The sequence below is a fragment of the Variovorax sp. UC74_104 genome, from assembly GCF_044055375.1.
GTDB lineage: Bacteria > Pseudomonadota > Gammaproteobacteria > Burkholderiales > Burkholderiaceae_C > Variovorax.
On the sequence record NZ_CP171978.1, the window covers coordinates 3,079,217 to 3,099,042 of the forward strand.

Here is a 19,826-nt window from a genome sequence, read left to right on the forward strand (position 1 = left end):
CTGGCCCCAAGGCGCCGGGCAAGGGGAAATGCCGGGGGGCGCGGCGCGCGTGCACGGATAAAGTGGCCGGGTTTTTGCCACCCGGAGCCCGCGCGCCAATGCCCTTGCCGTTCCGCAACGTCGTCCTCACCGGTGCCTGTGGCGGGCTGGGGCAGGCGCTGGCGCGCGAACTGATCGGCAACGGGGCGAGCGTGGCGCTGGTGGGGCTCGACACCGGCCGGCTCACCGAACTTGCAGCGCTCGCGCCCGGGCGCTGCGCGGCCTACACCCCCGACGTGTCGCAGGGCGGCGCCATGCAGGCCATGGCCGCCGACTGGATGGCCCGCGCTGGCGCGCCCGACCTCGTGATCGCCAACGCAGGCGTCGCTGGCGGCTACGACACCGCACAGGCCGACGACCTGGCCGTGTTCCGCCGCATGCTCGAAATCAACCTGCTGGGCGCGGCCACCACCTTCCAGCCTTTCGTGGCCGCCATGCGTGCGCAGCGGCGCGGCGCGCTGGTCGGCATGGCCAGCATCGCAGGCTGGCGCGGCATGCCGGGCAACGGCGCCTACTGTGCGAGCAAGGCGGGACTGATCCGCTACCTCGAAAGCCTACGCGCCGAACTGCGCGAGACCGGGCTCACGGTGCACACGGTGAGCCCTGGCTACATCCGCACCGCGCTCACTGCCGGCAACCGCTTCGCGATGCCGGGGCTGCTGGAGGCCGACGATGCCGCGCACCGGCTGCTGGCGGCCGTGGCGGCTGGGCGCGAGAAGATCGTGCTGCCGCGCCGCATCGGCTGGCTCTCGAAGGCGCTCGACCTGTTGCCGGAGAAGCTGCATGACCGCCTGCTGCGCGGCCAGCCGCGCAAGCCGCGCGTGGGCGAGGCTGGCGCCACTGCAATTCCCGGCCTTCCCAAGGAGCCTCCGACCCGATGACGCCGCCGAACGACGCCGTACCCACCCACGAACAGATCGCGCTGATCGGCGCGGGCCCCTCCGGTCTTGCCGGTGCGCGCAACCTGCAGAAGCACGGCGTGCCGTTCCAGGGCTTCGAGGCGCATGGCGACGTGGGCGGGCTGTGGGACATCGACAATCCGCGCTCCACCGTCTATCACTCCGCGCACCTGATCTCGAGCAAGCGCACCACCGAGTTCAGCGAATTCCCGATGGCCGACACGGTGGCCGACTATCCGAGCCACCGCGAGCTGCGCCGCTACTTCAGCGACTTCGCCGACAAGTTCGGGCTGCGCGAGCACTTCCGCTTCAACACGCGCGTGCTGCGCGTCGAGCCCGTGAGCGACGCGCCCGGCACGCGCTGGCTCGTGACCACCGAAGACGGCGAGGGCACCGTCGAGACGGCCGAGTACAGGGGCGTGGTCATCGCCAACGGCACGCTCGCCGAGCCCAAGCGGCCGAGCTTCGACGGCCACTTCGAGGGCGAGCTGCTGCACACCAGCGACTACAAGCACCCGGATCTCTTCAAGGACAAGCGCGTGCTGATCGTCGGCGCGGGCAACTCGGGCTGCGACATCGCGGTCGACGCGGTGCATTACGCGCAGAGCGTCGACATCTCGGTGCGGCGCGGCTACTACTTCGTGCCCAAGTACGTGTTCGGCAAGCCGGCCGACACGCTGGGCGGCAAGCGGCCGCTGCCGCCATGGCTCAAGCAGCGCATCGACTCGACGGTGCTCAAGTGGTTCACCGGCGACCCGGTGCGCTTCGGCTTTCCGAAGCCCGACTACCGGATGTACGAATCGCACCCCATCGTGAATTCGCTCGTGTTGCACCACGTGGGCCACGGCGACATCGGCGTGCGCGCCGACATCGCGCGGCTCGACGGGCGCACGGTGCATTTCAAGGACGGCAGCGCGCGCGACTACGACCTGATCCTCGCGGCCACCGGCTACGCGCTGCACTACCCCTTCATCGAGCGCGAGCTACTGAACTGGCAGGGCATGGCGCCGCGGCTGTACCTCAACATCTTCTCGCCGCGCTTCGAGAACATCGCGGTGCTCGGGATGATCGAGGCCAGCGGCATCGGATGGCAGGGCCGCTACGAGCAGGCCGAGCTGGTGGCGCGCTACTTCCGCGCGCAGGCGGGCGGTTCGCCGAAGGCAGCCGCGTTGCGGAGCGCCGCCCAGGGGCCGGCGCCCGACCTGTCGGGCGGCTTCAAGTACCTCCAGCTCGAGCGCATGGCGTACTACGTGCACAAGGACACCTACCGCGCGGCAGTGCGCAACGCCGCCGCGGCGCTGGCCGACCAGGGCTGAACGAAGGAGCAACGCGCATGCTGCCCGTCGACGAGATACGCCTTCACTTCAACCCGGCCTCGCTGGTGCTGCTCAACGTGGTGCTGGGCTTCCTGATGTTCGGCATCGCGCTGGACACGCGCATCGAAGACTTCAAGCGCGTGGCGCGCATGCCCGGCGCGATGGCCGTGGGCATCGGCGCGCAGTTCATCGTGCTGCCGGCGGTGACCTACGTGCTCACGCTGATCCTCAAGCCTGGGCCGAGCATCGCGCTGGGCATGATCCTGGTGGCCTGCTGCCCGCCGGGGAACATCTCGCAGATCCTCACGCACCGCGCGGGCGGCAACGTGGCGCTGTCGGTGTCGATGACGGCGATCTCGAACGCGATCTCCATCGTGGTGATGCCGCTGAACTTTGCGTTCTGGGGCGGGCTGCATCCGACGGCCTCGGCGCTGCTGAAGACCATTGCGCTCGATCCGCTGGACATGCTGGGGCACATCGTGGCGATCATCGGCATTCCCTTCGTGCTGGGCGTGGCCTGTGCGCACAGGCTGCCGACGCTCACGGCGCGCATCAAGAAGCCGGTGGGCGTGCTGAGCTTCGTCGCGCTGATCGTGTTCATCGTCGGCGCCATCGCGGGCAACTGGCGCTTCTTCCTCGACTACGTGGGGCTGGTGCTGCTGGCGGTGGTGATCCACGACGCGCTGGCCTTCAGCACCGGCTACCTGTGTGCGCGGCTCTCGGGGCTGGGCGACTACGACCGGCGCGCCGTGTCCATCGAGGTGGGCATCCGCAATTCGGGGCTCGGGCTGGTGCTGATCTTCAGCTTCTTCGGCGGGCTCGGCGGCATGGCCGTGGTGGCGGGCGTGTGGGGCTTCTGGGACATCATCGCGGGCCTTGCGCTGGCGAGCTGGTGGGGGCGCAAGCCCGCGAAGCCATGAGCGGCGAAGGAATCGTCGCGCGCTGCGTGCTGGTGACCGGGGCCGACGGCTTCCTGGGTCGCAGCCTGCTCGCCGCGCTGGCGCAGCAGGGCAGGCTGGAAGCGCTGGTCGCGGTCGACGTGCGCGAGGTGCCGCCGGACCGGCGGCTCATGGGCGTGGCCTACCGGCAGCTGGACGTGCGCGACTCGCGCATCGCCGAAGCCATCGCCGACCATGCGATAGACACCGTGGTGCATCTCGCTTCCATCGTCACGCCGGGCAAGGACTCGAACCGCGCCTTCGAGCATTCGGTGGACGTGGGCGGCACGCGCAATGTGCTCGAAGCCTGCGTGGCGAACGGCGTGCGGCACATCGTGGTGTCGTCCAGCGGCGCGGCCTACGGCTACCACGCGGACAACCCGGCGTGGATCACCGAGTCGCAGCCGCTGCGCGGCAACGCCGTGTTCGCCTACGCCGACCACAAGCGGCAGGTGGAGGAGATGCTCGCCGACTATCGCGAGCGGCATCCGTCGCTGGCGCAGACGGTGCTGCGCATCGGCACCATCCTGGGCGAGCGGGTGGACAACCAGATCACGGCGCTGTTCGAGAAGAAGCGGCTCATCGCCATCCGAGGCAGCGCGAGCCCCTTCGTGTTCGTGTGGGACGAGGACGTGACAGGCGCCATCGCCCATGCGCTCGGCGGCGCGTCGCCCGGCTGCTACAACCTCGCGGGCGACGGCGCGCTGAGCATCCACGAGATCGCCTCGCGGCTCGGCAAGCGAGCGGTCGACTGGCCGGCCGGCGTTCTGAAGGCGGCGCTGGCGGCGGGCTCGGCGCTGGGCGTGAGCCGCTACGGGCCGGAGCAGCTCGACTTCCTGCGCTACCGGCCGGTGCTGCTCAACACCGCGCTGAAAGAGCGCTTCGGCTATGTGCCGCGCAAGACCAGCAGCGAGGCCTTCGACGCCTTCGTGGCGGCGCGGGCGCGGCTGGGGCGGCCGGTCACTGCTTCGTCCTGACCTCGTCGGGCGGCGGCGCGACCAGGTAGTCGAGCATGCGCCGCGCGTTGAGCGGCAGGTCTTCCGACGAGCGCACGCAGGCCATCAGCGTGCGCTCGGCCCAGGCGTCGGCGAGCGAGGCGCGCGCGATCTTCATCGAGCGGGCGCAGCGCTCGGCGGCGGTCTGCGGGACGATGCCGACGCCGATGCCGTACTCGACCATGCGGCACACCGCCTCGAAGTTGCGCACGCGCACGCGGTAGGCCAGGTGCTTGCCCAGGGCGCGCACGTGCTGGGTGATGAGCTGCTGGAGCGCGCTGTCGGCGGGCAGGCCGACGAATTCGCTGTCGACCACCTCGGCCAGCCTCAGGCGCCGTCGGCTGGCCAGTGCATGGCCGCGCGGCATCACCAGCACCAGGTCGTCGCGGCGGAAGGGATGGCATTCGAGGCCCTCGCTGTCGATGGCGTCGGAGACGATGCCGATGTCGCACAGGCCGGCGCGCAGGGCTTCCACGGTGTCGGGGCTGGCGCGCTCTTCCAGGTCGACCGAGATGCGCGGATGCTCCGCCAGGAAGCGGCTCAGCACCTCGGGCAGGTGCTCGGTCAGCGCCGAGGTGCCGCACATGAAGCGCACATGGCCCTTGAGGCCCTGGCCGTACTCGCCGAGCTCGCCGCGCAGGCGCTCCATCTGCTGCAGCACGACGCGCGCATGGTGCAGCAGCGTGCGGCCGGCCTCGGTGGGGCGCACGCCCTGCGCGTGGCGGGTGAGCAGGGGGCTGCCCAGGGCGTCTTCCATGCCGCGCACGCGCTGGCTGGCGGAGGCCAGCGTCATGTGCGAACGCCCCGCGCCGGCAGTGAGGCTGCCGGCCTCGACGACATGGATGAAGAGCCGCAGGTCGGTGAGGTCGAATCGCATGATCCGGCGGAGTGTGCACCAGGAGCCTCAGCCGCAGACTGAGGCCCGCTTCGCGAATGCCGCATTTGCGGCGGCGGGCTTCGTTGGCAGAGTCGGCCTCCGATGACGCATCCGATCGACGCAACTGCTTTCTGGGCCGCCGCCACGGCCGTGTACCTGCTGGCCGGGGTGATCAAGGGCGTGGTCGGCCTCGGGCTGCCGACGGTGTCGATGGCGCTGCTCGCGCTGTGGATGTCGCCGGCCCAGGCCGCCGCGCTGCTGATCGTGCCCTCGCTGGTCACCAACATCTGGCAGACCGGGCCGCGCGCGACCTTCATGCCCGTGCTGCGGCGCATCGGCGGCATGCAGGTGGGCGTGGTGATCGGCACGCTGGCCGGGGCGCTGTGGCTGGGCGTGCCGGCCGGTGCCTGGGCCTCGTTCGCGCTCGGGGTGGCGCTGATCGTCTATGCGCTCTGGGGGCTGACCGGGCGACAGTTGCATGTGAGCGACGCGCAGGCGCGCTGGGTGGGGCCGCTGGTGGGCGTGGCCACCGGCCTGGTGACGGCCGTGACGGGCGTGTTCGCGGTGCCTGCGGTGCCTTACCTGCAGGCGCTGGGCTTCCAGCGCGATTCGCTGATCCAGGCGATGGGGATCTCGTTCACCACCTCGACGGTGGTGCTGGCCATCGGGCTGGCCGTGAACGGGGGATATCCGGTGTCGGCGATCGGAGGTTCGGTCGCGATGCTGGCGCCGGCCATCGGCGGCATGGTGCTGGGGACCTGGCTGCGCAAGCGGCTGTCGGTGGAGGTGTTCCGGCGCTGCTTCCTGGTCGGGCTGGCGCTGCTGGGCCTGTACATGGCCGTGCGGGCGGCCGCGGGGTGACGATGGTGGCTCAGGCCGCCAGCAGCAGGGCCGAACGTACGCGCTCGATGGTCTGGCGGTAGGGCAGGGCGAAGTCGTCGATCGGGTCGTTGGCGTCGAGCCAGCTGAAGAGGAAGACCAGTCCTTCTTCCTCGGGGCTGCCCGTGGCCGTGTGCGTGAAGCTCTCGGGCAGGGCGCTCTCGGCGCGCATCAGGAACAGGTGCCACAGCTGCGGGTGGCGGTGCGTGTTGCCTTCGATGCCGGCCTCGCATTCGCGGTTCAGCGTGCCCAGCGACTGCAGTTCGCCGGCGTAGTCGATGCCCGATTCCTCGAGCAGCTCGCGGCGCACCGCCACCTCGGGCGACTCGCCGGGCTCGATGGTGCCCTTGGGCAGCTGCATGTTGCCGTCCTCGGGATGGCGGAACACCAGCAGCCGGCCCCTTGCGTCGACCAGGCAGGCGCAGGCCTTGGGGATGGTGACGCTGGGGCTGCCGGCGTTCATGCTCAGGCGCCCGTCAGAGCGGCCTTGACCGCTGCGCTGACCTGACTCATGTCGGCCTTGCCGGCCAGGCGGGTCTTGACCACGCCCATCACCTTGCCCATGTCGCCCGGGCCCTTGGCGCCCAGCTCGGCCACGATGGCCTTCACTTCGGCGGCGACTTCCTCGGCGCCCATGCGCTGGGGCAGGTAGACCTCCAGCACCTTGATCTCGGCGGCTTCCTTGTCGGCGAGGTCGGTGCGGCCGCCGGTGGTGAAGGCGGCGATCGAGTCCTTGCGCTGCTTGACCATCTTGTCGACGATGGCCACGACCATGGTGTCGTCGAGCTCCACGCGCTCGTCGACTTCCTTTTGCTTCATCGCGGCCAGCAGCAGGCGGATGGTGGCCAGGCGCTCGGAGTCCTTGGCGCGCATCGCCGTCTTCATGTCTTCGGTGATCTGTTCTTTGATAGTCATTCGGCAACCTTTCGGAAAAAACAAAAGCCGCGGCAGGTTTCCCTGGCGCGGCTGAGGCAACGGAGCGGCGGTGCTGACTTTCGTCTGGCGCCTGCCACCCGGGGCGTTGCTTAGTACAGCTTCTTGGGCAGCTGCATGCTGCGCACGCGCTTGTAGTGGCGCTTGACCGCGGCTGCCTTCTTGCGCTTGCGCTCGGCGGTCGGCTTTTCGTAGAACTCGCGGGCGCGCAGGTCGGTCAGCAGGCCGAGCTTTTCGATGGTGCGCTTGAAACGGCGCAGGGCGACGTCGAAGGGCTCGTTTTCTTTAACGCGGATGGTGGTCATTGATGAATCGTTGAAATGGATTTGGCCTGGAGAGATCGAGGCCCCAAGCCGGGGTTCCTCAACTGAAATCTTTTGCGGCCGTTGAGGTAAGGCCAAGAGTTAGCCCATGAGTATAGCACTCCCCCAGGCGGAAATGGCACTCCCCCAGGCTGCGCGCACTTCGTGTCGCTTCGCCGACCCCCTCGCCGGGGGCGACACCTGAAGCCCGGCAAAGCCGGTTCCTCGGTGTCTCTGAAGGGGGCGAGAAGGTCAGAGGGCCTGGGCGCACGCATGTGCGCTTGCCCAGGCCCACTGGAAGTTGTATCCGCCCAGCCAGCCGGTCACGTCGACCACTTCGCCGATGAAGTACAGGCCCGGCTGCTTCGATTCCATCGTCTGGGACGACAGGTCGCGGGTGTCGACGCCGCCGGCCGTGACCTCGGCCTTCTTGTAGCCCTCGGTGCCGCTGGGAATGATCTGCCAGCGGGAAATGCGCTCCGACAGGGCCGCCAGAGCCTTGTCGGCGGCCTCGTTGACCGGCCGCTGCAGGGCTGGGTCCTGTCCGACCCAGGCGTCCGCCAGCCGGGAGGGCACCAGGGCGGCCAGTTCGTTGGCGATGCGTTTCTTCGACCGCAGCTTGGCCTCGCCCAATGCCTCGGCCACGTTCACGCCGGGGGCGAAATCGAGCGTCAGCGGCGCGCCGGGCTTCCAGTAGCTCGAGATCTGCAGCACCGCCGGGCCCGACAGGCCCCGGTGGGTGAAGAGCAGGTCTTCGAGGAAGGCCATCTTTTCCTTCTTGGCGCCGGTCTCGATGCGCACCGGCAGCGCCAGCCCGGCCAGTTCGGCGTACGGCGCCCAGGCCTCGCCGCCGAAGGTCAGGGGCACCAGCGCGGGCCGCGGCGCCACCATCCGCAGGCCGAACTGCTCGGCGACGCGGTAGCCGAAGTCGCTGGCGCCGATCTGGGGGATCGACAGGCCGCCTGTGGCGACCACAATTTTCGGCGTTTCGATGGGGCCCCGGCTGCTCTCGATTCGATAGCTGCCAGCGCTCTTGCCGTCTGCATTGCCGGCGGAAAACGTGATCTCGCCGATCCTGCACGGCTGCCAGCGCTCGACCCCGCCCGCCGCGCATTCGGCCAACAGCATGTCGACGATCTGCTGCGAGGAGCCGTCGCAGAAGAGCTGGCCCTTGTGCTTCTCGTGAAAGGCGATGCCGTGCTTTTGCACCAGCTCGATGAACTGCTGCGGCGCATAGCGCGACAGCGCCGAGCGGCAGAAATTCGGGTTGTCGCCGATGAAGTGCCGCTGCGGTGCGCGCACGTCCAGGTCGCGGTTGGTGAAGTTGGCGCGCCCGCCGCCGGAGATGCGGATCTTCTCGCCCACCTTCTCGCTGTGGTCCACCACCAGCACCTTCAGCCCGCGCTGGCCCGCCACGCCGGCGCAGAAGAGCCCGGCGGCGCCGGCGCCGATCACGACAGCGTCGAATTTCGCCGCGCTCAAGGGCCGTCTGCCGCCAGGATCGGCGGCGGGTTGTATTTCAGGTGGCCGACGTAGCGCAGCGGCTGCGTGGCGGCGATGGAGGGCACGTCGCCCTCGCGCATGTGGAGCAGGTCGGCCGGGCTCACCCAGCGCGGGTCGGCATTGGTGATCGGCATGCCTACCTGGCGATACGCTTCCAGCACGAACTGGGAGCAGAAGAACTGGTCGTCGCGGCTCGCGCCCAGCTGCACCATGGCCAGGCCGCTCATGCAGTAGTGGCTGACGGCGGTGGGCACCAGCGGCAGCTCGCACAGGCGGCGGTTCAGCACGAAGGGCGCGTTCAGCAGCACGCCCACGGTGTTGTAGCTGGTGCCGACCTGAGACAGCGCCCATTCGCGCAGGCGCGCGGCGCCGGCGTCGTCCACGCCCGGCACGCGGAAGGCCACGACCATCTGTTCCTCATCGACCACTTCGGCGAGCGGCCGCGCGCGCACGCCCGTGCCCACGGCCTCTGCGATCTGGCCGTCGCCCAGGTACAGCACCGCGTGGCTCACCGGCGAGAAGGTGCCCAGCCGGATGCCGAAGGAGTTCACCGTGGCGATGGAGGTCAGCAGGATGTCGCCCGGCGCCAGCGCGTCGGCGGCGATGAGCTCGCCGCCGTTGCCCGGCGCGATAACCGAGCTCTGCACGCGAAGGCGCAGGCCGGCATCCTTGGTGGGCAGGTCGAGGCGCGTGGCGCAGGCCGCGAGAAGCAGGGCGGCGCCCGCGGCAGCGATGGCCGCGGCGGCCCGGAAAGCGATGCGCATCAGCCCTTCCAGACGAACGGGAACTTCAGCTGCTTGAAGAAGCCGTTGGGCACGTAGTCGCCCAGCACGCCGTACTTCTCGGGCCAGAGCTTGGTGCTCTTCACGGCGGTGCCGAAGATGTAGTCGAGGAAGGCGTAGTGCGCCGCGTAGTTCTTATCCAAGGCTTCCTGGTCCTGGCTGTGGTGCCAGTGGTGGAAGTTGGGCGTCACGATCAGGTAGCGCAGCGGGCCCAGCCGCACGCTCACGTTGCAGTGGTTGAATACCGCCTGGAAGCCCACCACCACGATGTAGGCGTCGATCACGTCCTTGCTGAAGCCCAGCACGTAGATGGGCGCCAGCACCAGGGTGCGCGTGATCAGCAGCTCCAGGATGTGCTGGCGCGAGCCGGCCATCCAGTCCATGCTCTTCACGCTGTGGTGCACCGCGTGCAGGCGCCACAGCACCGGCACCTCGTGGTAGGCGCGATGCGTCCAGTACTGCACCAGGTCGGCCACCAGGATGATCAGCAGCAGCCCGGCCCAGAAGGGCAGGTTGCTCACCCAGCCCCGGATGCCGTCGTTGGCCGCCCAGCCGAAGAGCTTGTGCACCATCAGGTTGGTGGCCAGCAGCACGAAGCCCACGATCATGTGGTTCACCACGAAATGGTGGAAGTCGGTCTGCCACTCCTCGCGGAACACCGGCTGGTCTTTTCGCAGCGCGAACAGCTTCTCGATGAAGATGAAGATCAGCGAGGAGCCCAGCAGGTCGAGGATGAACCAGTCGAGCCCGATGTAGGGCGTGTTGTCCGCGAAGTCGTGCACCGGCACCTTGTGCCCGCCCAGCAGGGCCGAGGCCGCCACCAGCAGGAACGCGGCCGACGAAAGCCAGCGCGAGCGGTTGAAGATGATGTTGACCAGCGAGAGCCCGCCCGAGATGACCAGCGCCGTCAGCAGGATGATGCGCATCACGTCGACGTTGTAGCTCTTGCGCAACTCCGGCGTCGTGAGGTACTGCGGGAAGTGGAAGGCCAGCACGCCCAGGAAGCACAGGATGGCCAGGCTCAGCGCGATGGTCCCGGTGACCAGCCCCTTGCCGCGACGCAGCTCGCCGTGGCTTTCCGTGAATTCGTTGAGTTTTTCGAGCATTTCCGCCTCTCTCGCTTGTGTTTTTGTCGGGGCGCGATTTTAGAGGGGGCTGCCGGAAAACGCTTACCTTCTGCGGATGGAGCGCCGCCGCAGCAGTGCACCCGCACCCAGCGCCACAGCCATCACCAGCAGCGACACCACCGTCGTCACCGTCCCCAGCGCATAGATCGAAGGCGTGGTCACCGTCGACGTCAGCCCCTGCAGTTCGAGCGGCAGCGTGTTCACGTCGCCGATGGCCTGCGAGGTGCGGGCGATCTCGTCCCACGACAGCGTGAAGCCGAACATGCCGATGCCCACGATCGACGGGCCAATGAGCGGCAGCACCACGAAGCGGAAGGTCTGCCAGGGCGTGGCGCCCAGGTCGCGCGCGGCTTCCTCGTAGGCGGGGTTGAAGCGGTTGAACACCGCGAACATGATGAGCAGTCCGAAAGGCAGCGTCCACGTCAGGTGCGCGCCCAGCGCTGAGCTGAACAGGCCCAGCGCGGTGCCGTAGCCTTCGAGCAGCGAGGTGGCGTCCATCGCCGTCAGCACGCTCTTGATGCCGGTGTCGATCAGCCGGAACTGCAGGCCGATGCCCAGCGAAATGATGATCGACGGCATGATGAGGCTCGCGACCGTCACGAAGAAGAGGGCGTTGCTGCCCGCGAGCTTCTTGCGGAACGCGAGGCCGGCGAGCACCGACAGCACCACGGTGAACCCCATCACCACCGCGCCCAGCGCCAGCGAGCGCCTGAAGGCCGCGCCGATGTCGACCGTGCCCAGCCCTTCGGCCAGCTTGTGGAACCAGTGCAGCGACACTCCGCGCAGCGGAAAGGTCAGCCCGCCTTCGGGCCCCTGGAAGCTCAGCACGAAGATGGTGATCATCGGGCCGTAGAGGAACAGCACGAAAAGCCCGAACACGGTGGCCAGCGGCCAGAAGCCGGGGGCGCGATGGGCGCCGATGGGTGTCTGCATCTCAGAGCTCCTTGCGGATGTCGACCATCCGGGTCAGGCCCCAGATGATCATCAGCACCACGGCCAGCAGGATCATGGCGTTGGCTGCCGCCAGCGGGAACTGCAGGTACGAGGTCTGCACCTGGATGATCTTGCCGATCGAGGCGATCTGCTGCCCGCCCATCACGCCGATGGTGACGAAGTCGCCCATCACGATGGTGATGACGAAGATCGAGCCGATGAGGATGCCGGTGCGCGACAGCGGCACCACCACGTTCCACAACGTCTGCCAGCCCGAGGCGCCGGCGTCGCTGGCCGCTTCGAGCAGCGAACGGTCGATGCGCATCATGCTGTTGAAGATCGGCACGATCATGAACATCGTGTACAGGTGCACGAAGGCCAGCACCACCGAGAAGTCGGAGAACAGCAGCCATTCGACCGGCTGGTTCACGAGGCCCATGCCCATGAGCGCCTGGTTGACCAGCCCGTTGCGCCCCAGCAGCGGCACCCAGGAGATCATGCGGATCACGTTCGATGTCCAGAACGGCACCGTGCACAGCACGAACAGCACCGTCTGCATGGTCGACGAGCGCACGTGGAAGGCCAGGAAGTACGCTACCGAGAAACCGATCACCAGCGTGATGCCCCACACCAGCAGGCAGAACTTGAAGGTGCTCAGGTAGGTGTTCAGCGTGACGCAGAGATCGCCGTTGTCGGTGAGCCGCGAGCAGCCCTCGAACAGGCTCAGGTAGTTGCGCAGCGTGACCGCCGGTATCAGCTCGTACTCGTTGAAGTTCCACAGGCTGACCATCGCGACCAGCCCCAGCGGAATCAGGAAGAACAGCAGGAACACCAGCGCGAACGGCGCCGCCTGCCACCAGGCCTTCACGGCGTGAACGGGAGCTGTGGCGGCATGGCCGGACGCGATGGGAGTACTCATAGGTTATGTCCAAGGGCGAGCGAAGCGATGCCCGTTCGCGGGACACCGCGGAACCGGCTTTGCCGGGCCGCAGGTGTCGCCCCCTTACAGGGGGGTGGCGAAGCGAAGCGCAGCCTGGGGGTCGAGTTCGTGGACCGCCGTCAGGCGGCCACGAACTCGTTCCACTTCCTCACCATGTATTCGTTCTCGTCCATCACCGCGTTCCAGCACGCGATGCCGCCCATGCGCTGCTCGTAGCTGCCGCCGTCGCGCACCGAGCCGGCCTTGGCGATCACGTCGCCCTGCGGGCTCTTGATGTCCTGCGCGGCGGGCTTGCCTTCCATCCAGTAGGCCCACTCGTAGGCTTCCATCTTGGTCTTGGCGGTGTCGAGCACGGCGCTGTAGTAGCCCTGGCGGTTGAGGTAGGCGCCGGCCCAGCCGTCGAGGAACCAGTTGATGAATTCATAAGCGCCGTCGAGCTTCTTGCCCGAGAGCGTGGCCGGCAGGCCGAAGCCCGAGGCCCAGGCGCGATAGCCTTCCTTGAGCGGCTGGAAGGTGCAGTCGATGCCTTTGCTGCGCACGGCCGTGACCGCGGGCGACCACATCGACTGGATCACCACCTCGCCCGAGGACATCAGGTTCACCGATTCGTTGAAGTCCTTCCACAGCGCGCGGAACTGGCCGGCCTTCTTGGCCTCGATCAGGGTCTTGATCGTCAGGTCGATCTCGGCCTTGGTCATGTTGCCCTTGTCGGCGTACTTGTGGATGCCCTTGGCCTCCACCACCATCGCGGCGTCCATGATGCCGATCGAGGGGAATGTTCAGGATCGCGGCCTTGCCCTTGAACTCAGGGTTCAGCAGCTCGGCCCACGAGCCGATGGGGCGCTTGATGAGGTCGGGGCGGATGCCCAGCGTGTCGGCGTTGTAGGTGGTCGGGATCAGCGACATGTACTGCGTGGCCGACTTGGCGAAGGCCTTGCTCTTCTCGCCTTCGAGGTAGATCACCTTCACCGGCGCCGTGCCCTGGTCGCCCACCTTCTTGCCGGCCACTTCGCCCTTGGTGAAGAGCGAGGTGATCTTGCCGGCGTTCTTCACGCGCTTGGTGTCGATGCCCTTCAAGTTGCCCGTGGGCACGATCTTCTTGAGCGAGAAGAACTCGGTGTCGATCAGGTCGAAGCTGTTGGGCGCGGTGACGGCGCGCTTGGTCACGTCGTCGGTGGTCACGGCCACGTACTGGATCTCGATGCCGGTGTCGGCCTTGAACTTCTCGGCGATCGCCTTGTCCTGGTTCACCGCGGTGCCCAGATAGCGCAGCACGACCTTCTCCTGCGCATGCACGAAGGGTGCGATGCCCGTGGCCAGGATGCCGGCGGTGCCTTGCAGCAGGGTGCGGCGCTTGAGGCCGTTGTTGTCGATGGAATCGGTCATGGGCAGGGTCTCCATTGAAGAAAGAAAAAGGAAGGTGAAGGGAAACGAACGCGGAGAAAAGCGGGAGGCGCGGGCGCTCAGAAGGGAACGGCGAGCACGGCGGTGTCGTCCTGCCGGGCGGCTTCGGCACCGGTGGGTGCCGGTGCCCGCTCGCTCGGCGGCTTGACGCCGGGGCCGAGCACGCGCGCGTCGGCTTCGGCCCAAGAGAGGTGCACCGCCTCGCCGTGCGCATAGGGGCGCGCGAGGAAAGCGGCTTCGCTGAGCAGCACCGAAACGTTCTGGCGTCCGGCGGCGGCACCATCGAGCGCCAGCCCGAGCAGGACGTAGGTGCCCTGGTACTCGACGTCGGTGACAGTGGCTGCGAGGGCTCCATCCGTTGCTGCCTGCGTGGCGGCTGCGATCCGCATGCGGTCGTTGCGCACCGCGATCGGCCCGGCGGGCGTGTCGAACACGTTGTGGCCGCCCATGAATCGCGCCACGAATTCGCTCGCCGGATGGTTGTAGACCGCGTGCGGCGAGCCGACCTGCTCGATCACGCCGTGGTTCATGACCACCATGGTGTCGGCCAGCGCCATCGCCTCTTCCTGCGAGTGCGTGACGTGGATGAAGGTCAGGCCCAGCTCCTTCTGCCAGCGCCGCAGTTCGGCGCGCATCTGGATGCGCAGGAAGGGGTCGAGGGCGGAAAGCGGTTCGTCGAGCAGCAGCACTCGCGGCTCGGTGATGAGCGCACGCGCCAGCGCCACGCGCTGCTGCTGGCCGCCGGAAAGCTCACCCGGCTTGCGCGCGGCAAGGTGGCCCATCGCGACGCGCTCGAGCAGGTCGTTCGCGCGCTTGTGGCGCTCGGCCTTGCCCACGCCCTTCATCTTGAGGCTGAAGGCCACGTTGTCGGTGGCAGAAAGGTGCGGGAAGAGCGCGAAGCTCTGGAACATCATCGCCGTGCCGCGCGCAGCGGCGGGCAGGTTCGTGATGTTGCGGTTGTCCAGCAGGATGTCGCCGCTGCTGACCGACTCGTGCCCCGCGATCATGCGCAGGGTCGTGCTCTTGCCGCAGCCCGAGGGCCCCAGCAGGCAGCAATAGCTGCCGCTGGCGATGCGCAGGTCTATCCGGTCGACGGCGGCTGGCGTACCCGGGGCGTAGCGCTTGGTGAGAGCGACGATCTCGACGGCGGCGGGTTCAGGCGTGGCGGCTGCATTCATTGCCCATCGCTGAGCACGATCCATGCCACGTTGTGGTGCGCGGCGCCCGCGCCGCTTGCACTGGCGCCGCCCTGGTCAGGTGCGGTTCAGGTGCCGAACCTGGTCGCGCCCACCGCTGTCTCGGCCGCTGCCAGCCCGCGCAGCACGTCGCCCACCACGATCACCGCCGGGCTCGCGATGCCCGCTTCGGCGATGCCGTCCTGAAGCCTGCCCAGCGTGGTCGCGATGTGCTTCTGGTGCGGCAGGCTCGCGTGCTGGATGACCGCCACCGGCGTCTCGGCCGGCAGGCCGTGCAGCAGCTCGCGCTCGATGTGCGCCGCACCCGACACGCCCATGTAGATCACCAGCGTGAGGCGCGCGTTGTAAGCCGTCGCGGCCAGCGCGCGCCAGTCGGTCGGGTCTTCGGCGGCGCCGGCGCCGGTCTTGGCGTGGCCGGTGACGAACACCACGCCCTGTGCATGGTCGCGGTGCGTGAGCGGCACGCCCAGCGTGGTCACGGCCGCGAGGCCCGCGGTGATGCCGTTGACCACAGCGCATTCGATGCCGGCCTCGCGCAGGTGCTCTACCTCCTCGCCGCCGCGGCCGAAGATGAACGGGTCGCCGCCCTTGAGGCGCACCACCGTCTCGCCCTCGCGCACGGCGGTGATCATCAGCCGCTCGATGAAGGCCTGCGGCGTGCTCTTGCAGCCGCCGCGCTTGCCCACGTGCACGATCGCGCGCGCCGGGCCGGGCGTAGGCCTGCACGATCTGGTCGTTCACGAGGTCGTCGACCAGCAGCACCGTGGCCGCCTGGATCGCCTTCACGGCCTTGATGGTCAGCAGTTCCGGGTCGCCGGGGCCTGCGCCCACCAGCGTGCAGCGGCCGGCGATGAGGGAGGTGGGGTTGTCGTTGTTCATGCGTGGGATGCCAATGCCAGTTGCGTGATGTGCCTGACCTGCGTCGCGATGGCCTCCGGCACGGGAAGCTCGCCGTCCAGCACGCGGCGCGTGTAGCCGGCGGTGGTGGCGACGTCGATTTCCTTCGGCAGTCCCGGCACTTCGGATGCGGTGCCGGCCTGCTGCGACTGCAGCTCGGTGCGCACGCCGCGCACGAAGCCGTCGATCTGCGCGGTGCGGCGCGGGTCCGACACCACTTCGCCTTCGAGGCCGCGCGAGAGCAGGGCGGTCATGCCCGTCAGCTCGAAGGTCTCGGCCATGACGCGGGCGTACTCGGGATGCGTGTAGCTGGCGACCACGAGGCTCGGGCCGGCGGTGGGCTGCATCAGCTTCACCACGCTGTGGCCCGGGTTGCGCAGGCCGACCACGCGGCGCACGTCGAGCAGGCGCTTGAGCGCGGGGTTCAGAAGTTCGGTGGGCGCGAAGGCCGCCTCGCCATTGGCGACGGGGCGGATGGCCGTCATCGGCGCATGTCCCAGCGCCGCGAGCACGTTCGACGCCAGCACGCGCGATGTTTCGCTGGCGCTGCCGTGCACCAGCACCGGCAGGCCCTCGCGCGCCAGCAGCAGTGCCAGCAGCGGCGTGAGCACCGGCAGCTTGCGCGCGCCGTTGTAGCTGGGCAGCACGATCAGCGGGCGGTCGCCGGCAGGGATCATCTGGAGCCGCGCATGGGTGGCATCGAGGAAGCCGGCCATCTCCTCGGGCGTTTCGCCCTTGATGCGCATGGCCAGGCAGAAGCCGCCGATCTCGAGGTCAGTCACGGTGCCGTCCAGCACCTGGCCGAACAGGTCGGTGGCCTGCTCGCGCGTGAGCGGCTTGGCGCCCCGCGCGCCACGGCCGATTTCCTTGATGTATTGGCTGATTCCCATGGGTAGGGGGATTGTCCTGCAACGCTTATGCCGGAATGTGAGTCGGCTTATGCATGGGTTTTGCCCCTTCCCCCGCTGGGGGAAGGCCGGGATGGGGGCAAGCGGCGCCGGCATGGTGGCGCTGTCGTGCCCCCACCCCAGCCCTCCCCCAGAGGGGGAGGGAGCAGGTTGTGGGCGCATCACGACAGCGCCTCCGCCTCGACCGGCGTCGCCCGCACCATCCGCTTGAGCTCTGGAATGCACGAGCCGCAGTTGGTGCCGCACTTCAGCGCCCCCTGCAGCTTGGCCAGCCGTTCGTCCGGCGTGCCGGCGCAGCGCGCCAGCTCGGTCTGTATCGCCGCATCGGCCACGCTGAAACAGGTGCACACCGTCTTGCCGCGCGACTGCACCGCCACCGGCGCCTTCGAGCCCGGCGACAGCAGCAGGCGGCCGTAGCTCTGGGCGGGCAGTTCCTCGCGCAGCAGGGTGGCGATCCAAGCCTCGGCGCTGGTGTCGCCGCCCAGCAGAAAGGCTTCGAGGCCGGCGCTGCCGTCGGCACGGCGCACCAGCCGGGCCGAGCGGCGCTGGCCGCGGCGGCGGTCTGCGTAGCGCAGCGCGTCGGCGGCCTGAAGGCCCAGCAGCGTCTCGATCTTCTCGATCAGCGCGTCGTCGGGCGCGTCGTGCGCGGCGGCGCGGAAAAGGATGCCCGTGCGCTCGGTGCCCTGCGTGTTGCCGGAAAACGGCACGCAGGTCGCGAAAGGAAACAGCGCCATCGCCTGCTGCAGCGCGCGATGCGCCGCCAGCGCCTCGCCATCGGGCAGCCAGGCCATGGCCAGCAGCGACCACGGCAGCTCGGCCTTGAGGATCTTCACCGCCGCGTGCTTCAGCTCCGGCTGCTTCGAGGTAGGGCAGAAGGCCGGCGTGGTGATCGCGTTGATGCCCGCCAGCCGCGTGCCGTTCGAGGAGACGCCGCTCAGGTATTCCTCGCCCCAGTGCATGGCGACGAAGGCCTGGCTCAGCCCCACCTCGGCGCTGGCCCGAGCGGGCAGCATGATCGAGCCTCGCTTCGAGGTCAGGTGCACCAGGTCGCCTTCGCCGATCTGGCGGCGCGCCATGTCCTGCGCATTCATCTGCACCACGGGCTCGGGCACGTGGCCGAACAGGCGCCCGGCCGTGCCGGTGCGGCTCATGCCGTGCCACTGGTCGCGCAGGCGGCCGGTGTTCAGCGAGAAGGGGTGGCGGGCTTCGCGCGCCTCGGCCACGGGCTTGTAGACGGTGTCGACGAAGCGGGCGCGGCCGTCTGGCGTGGGAAACACGCCGTCTTCATAGAGGCGCGCGCGGCCTGTGTCTTCGCCTTCCTTCAGCGGCCATTGCTGTGGGCCGGCGCTCTCCAGCATCGCGTAGCTCAGGCCGGTGATGTCGAGGTCGCGCCCGCGCGTGGATTCGCGGTGTTCGTTCCAGACCGACTCGGCCGTCTCGTACGGGAACAGCGTGAAGGTGCGGCCCAGCTGCCGTTCGAGCCGGCGGGCGAAGGCCACCGCGATCGACCAGTCGTTGCGTGCCTCGCCCGGCGCCGGCACTGCCGCGCGCACGCGCGAGATGCGGCGCTCGCTGTTGGTCACGGTGCCTTCCTTCTCGCCCCAGGTGGTCGCGGGCAGCAGCAGGTCGGCGAAGGCGCAGGTGGCGGTGGTGGCGAAGGCTTCCTGCACCACCACGAACTCGGCGCGCTCCAGAGCGCGCCGCACCGTGGCCTGGTCGGGCATGGACTGCGCCGGGTTGGTGCAGGCGATCCAGAGCGCGCGGATCTCGCCGTCGGCTGCCGCCTGGAACATCTCCACGGCCGTCTTGCCCGGCTTCTCCGGCACGGAGGGCACGCCCCAGAGCGCGGCCACCTCGGCGCGATGGTCGGGGTTGGCCAGGTCGCGATGGGCGCTCAGCAGGTTGGCGAGGCCGCCCACCTCGCGACCGCCCATCGCATTGGGCTGGCCGGTCAGCGAGAAGGGCCCGGCGCCGGCGCGGCCGATCTGGCCGGTGGCCAGGTGCAGGTTGATGAGCGCGGCGTTCTTCGCCGTGCCGCTGGAAGACTGGTTCAGCCCCTGGCAGTACAGGCTCAGCGTGGCGGGGGAGGTGGCGAACAGGCGTGCTGCCTCCAGCAGGTCGTCCTTGGAAATGCCGCATACCTGCGCCACCTTGTCGGGCGTGCATTCGCGCACCGTGGCCTTCAGCGCATCGAAGCCGCTGGTGTGCGCGGCGATGTACTTCGCATCGGTCCAGCCCTCCCACAGCATCAGGTGCAGCATGCCGTTGAACAGCATCACGTCGGTGCCGGGCTGGATGGGCAGGAACAGGTCGGCGATCTCGACCGTGTCGGTGCGGCGCGGATCGGCCACCACGATCTTCAGCGCCGGGTTGGCCGCCTTCGCGTCCTCGATGCGGCGGAAAAGAATCGGGTGCGCCCAGGCCGTGTTGCTGCCCACGATGAAGAGGCAGTGCGCGTCCTTCAGGTCGTCGTAGCAGGCCGGCGGCGCATCGGCGCCCAGCGTCTGCTTGTAGCCGGCCACCGCGCTGCTCATGCACAGGCGCGAGTTGGTGTCGATGTTGTTGGTGCCGATCAAACCCTTGGCGAGCTTGTTGAAGACGTAGTAGTCCTCCGTCAGCAGCTGGCCCGACACGTAGAAGCCGACCGCGTCGGGGCCGTGGTCACGGATCACCTGCGCGAACTTGCCGGCGGCGTTGTCCAGCGCGGTGTCCCAGGCGACGACCGAGGGCGCTTCGCCGCGCACGAGGCGCTGCATGGGCTGCAGCAGCCGCGTCTGGCGCGTGACCGTGGCGCTGGCCGTGAGGTGCAGCGTCGAGCCCTTGGTGCACAGCCGCCCGAAGTTGGCCGGGTGCTCCGGGTCGCCACGCACGCCGGTGATCTCGTCGCCGCTCGACTCGATGATCACCCCGCAGCCGACGCCGCAGTACGGGCAGGTGGACCGGGTCTCCCGCGTCATG

Annotated in this window: 17 protein-coding genes and 2 pseudogenes; 5 read left to right on the forward strand and 14 right to left on the reverse strand. The window is 68.8% G+C overall.

Annotated features, from left to right (window positions below; translation table 11 throughout):
* Nucleotides 1-98 precede the first annotated feature (98 nt).
* The 4 genes from ACHMXA_RS14320 to ACHMXA_RS14335 are packed head-to-tail and all read left to right on the forward strand — an operon-like array spanning nt 99 to nt 4,169.
* Entirely contained in the window at nt 99-920 is an 822-nt protein-coding gene (locus tag ACHMXA_RS14320) for an SDR family oxidoreductase (protein WP_176667332.1), read from the forward strand.
* Nucleotides 917-2,254 (forward strand): NAD(P)/FAD-dependent oxidoreductase, encoded by a 1,338-nt coding sequence (locus tag ACHMXA_RS14325; RefSeq protein WP_176667333.1) that lies wholly within the window; start codon nt 917-919, stop codon nt 2,252-2,254. The genes ACHMXA_RS14320 and ACHMXA_RS14325 overlap by 4 nt, the downstream gene beginning before the upstream one ends.
* Nucleotides 2,255-2,271: 17 nt before the next feature.
* Nucleotides 2,272-3,174, forward strand: a complete 903-nt coding sequence (locus ACHMXA_RS14330) for a bile acid:sodium symporter family protein (protein WP_176667334.1) — start codon at nt 2,272-2,274, stop codon at nt 3,172-3,174.
* Nucleotides 3,171-4,169, forward strand: coding sequence for an SDR family oxidoreductase (locus tag ACHMXA_RS14335; protein ID WP_176667335.1), 999 nt, complete (start codon nt 3,171-3,173; stop codon nt 4,167-4,169). The genes ACHMXA_RS14330 and ACHMXA_RS14335 overlap by 4 nt, the downstream gene beginning before the upstream one ends.
* Here ACHMXA_RS14335 and ACHMXA_RS14340 read toward each other — a convergent pair.
* Nucleotides 4,153-5,064, reverse strand: a complete 912-nt coding sequence (locus tag ACHMXA_RS14340; protein WP_176667336.1) for a LysR family transcriptional regulator — start codon at nt 5,062-5,064, stop codon at nt 4,153-4,155. The two genes, ACHMXA_RS14335 and ACHMXA_RS14340, sit on opposite strands and share 17 nt — an antisense overlap.
* Before the next feature lie 102 nt (nt 5,065-5,166).
* Between ACHMXA_RS14340 and ACHMXA_RS14345 the strand changes: the two genes are divergently transcribed.
* Nucleotides 5,167-5,925, forward strand: coding sequence for a sulfite exporter TauE/SafE family protein (locus ACHMXA_RS14345; protein ID WP_176667337.1), 759 nt, complete (start codon nt 5,167-5,169; stop codon nt 5,923-5,925).
* A 10-nt stretch (nt 5,926-5,935) separates the two neighbouring features.
* On the opposite strand, the gene ACHMXA_RS14350 is transcribed toward ACHMXA_RS14345, so the two are convergent.
* The 13 genes and pseudogenes from ACHMXA_RS14350 to ACHMXA_RS14410 form a co-directional block, all read right to left on the reverse strand.
* Nucleotides 5,936-6,406, reverse strand: coding sequence for an NUDIX domain-containing protein (locus ACHMXA_RS14350; RefSeq protein ID WP_176667338.1), 471 nt, complete (start codon nt 6,404-6,406; stop codon nt 5,936-5,938).
* Nucleotides 6,407-6,408: 2 nt separating this feature from the next.
* Nucleotides 6,409-6,858: a GatB/YqeY domain-containing protein gene (locus ACHMXA_RS14355; protein WP_176667339.1), complete on the reverse strand. Its 450-nt coding sequence runs from the start codon at nt 6,856-6,858 to the stop codon at nt 6,409-6,411.
* Nucleotides 6,859-6,968: 110 nt separating this feature from the next.
* Nucleotides 6,969-7,181 carry a 30S ribosomal protein S21 gene (gene rpsU, locus ACHMXA_RS14360; RefSeq protein ID WP_007833691.1) on the reverse strand — a complete coding sequence of 71 codons (213 nt, stop codon included), beginning with the start codon at nt 7,179-7,181 and terminating at the stop codon, nt 6,969-6,971.
* A gap of 249 nt (nt 7,182-7,430) precedes the next feature.
* Nucleotides 7,431-8,660 carry an NAD(P)/FAD-dependent oxidoreductase gene (locus ACHMXA_RS14365; protein WP_176667340.1) on the reverse strand — a complete coding sequence of 410 codons (1,230 nt, stop codon included), beginning with the start codon at nt 8,658-8,660 and terminating at the stop codon, nt 7,431-7,433.
* Complete coding sequence (locus tag ACHMXA_RS14370; RefSeq protein WP_176667341.1) at nt 8,657-9,445, reverse strand: YaeF family permuted papain-like enzyme; 789 nt, start codon at nt 9,443-9,445, stop codon at nt 8,657-8,659. The genes ACHMXA_RS14365 and ACHMXA_RS14370 overlap by 4 nt, the downstream gene beginning before the upstream one ends.
* Nucleotides 9,445-10,569, reverse strand: coding sequence for a sterol desaturase family protein (locus ACHMXA_RS14375; protein WP_176667342.1), 1,125 nt, complete (start codon nt 10,567-10,569; stop codon nt 9,445-9,447). Before ACHMXA_RS14375 ends, ACHMXA_RS14370 begins: the two co-directional genes overlap by 1 nt.
* A gap of 63 nt (nt 10,570-10,632) precedes the next feature.
* Complete coding sequence (locus tag ACHMXA_RS14380; protein ID WP_176667343.1) at nt 10,633-11,523, reverse strand: ABC transporter permease; 891 nt, start codon at nt 11,521-11,523, stop codon at nt 10,633-10,635.
* A gap of 1 nt (nt 11,524) precedes the next feature.
* The gene (locus tag ACHMXA_RS14385; RefSeq protein WP_176667344.1) at nt 11,525-12,442 is read right to left on the reverse strand and encodes an ABC transporter permease; all 918 of its coding nucleotides are present in this window, start codon (nt 12,440-12,442) and stop codon (nt 11,525-11,527) included.
* Nucleotides 12,443-12,582: 140 nt separating this feature from the next.
* Nucleotides 12,583-13,849 (reverse strand): annotated as a pseudogene (locus ACHMXA_RS14390) (PotD/PotF family extracellular solute-binding protein).
* 77 nt (nt 13,850-13,926) lie between these two features.
* A complete protein-coding gene (locus ACHMXA_RS14395; RefSeq protein ID WP_176667346.1) occupies nt 13,927-15,045 on the reverse strand; it encodes an ABC transporter ATP-binding protein in 1,119 nt (372 codons plus the stop codon).
* Between the two features lie 86 nt (nt 15,046-15,131).
* Nucleotides 15,132-15,942, reverse strand: a pseudogene (gene cobA, locus ACHMXA_RS14400) (uroporphyrinogen-III C-methyltransferase).
* Nucleotides 15,939-16,850 (reverse strand): DNA-binding protein YbiB, encoded by a 912-nt coding sequence (ybiB, locus tag ACHMXA_RS14405; protein ID WP_176667348.1) that lies wholly within the window; start codon nt 16,848-16,850, stop codon nt 15,939-15,941. The pseudogene cobA and the gene ybiB overlap by 4 nt, the downstream one beginning before the upstream one ends.
* A 179-nt stretch (nt 16,851-17,029) precedes the next feature.
* Nucleotides 17,030-19,825 carry a nitrate reductase gene (locus ACHMXA_RS14410; RefSeq protein ID WP_176667349.1) on the reverse strand — a complete coding sequence of 932 codons (2,796 nt, stop codon included), beginning with the start codon at nt 19,823-19,825 and terminating at the stop codon, nt 17,030-17,032.
* Nucleotide 19,826 lies beyond the last annotated feature (1 nt).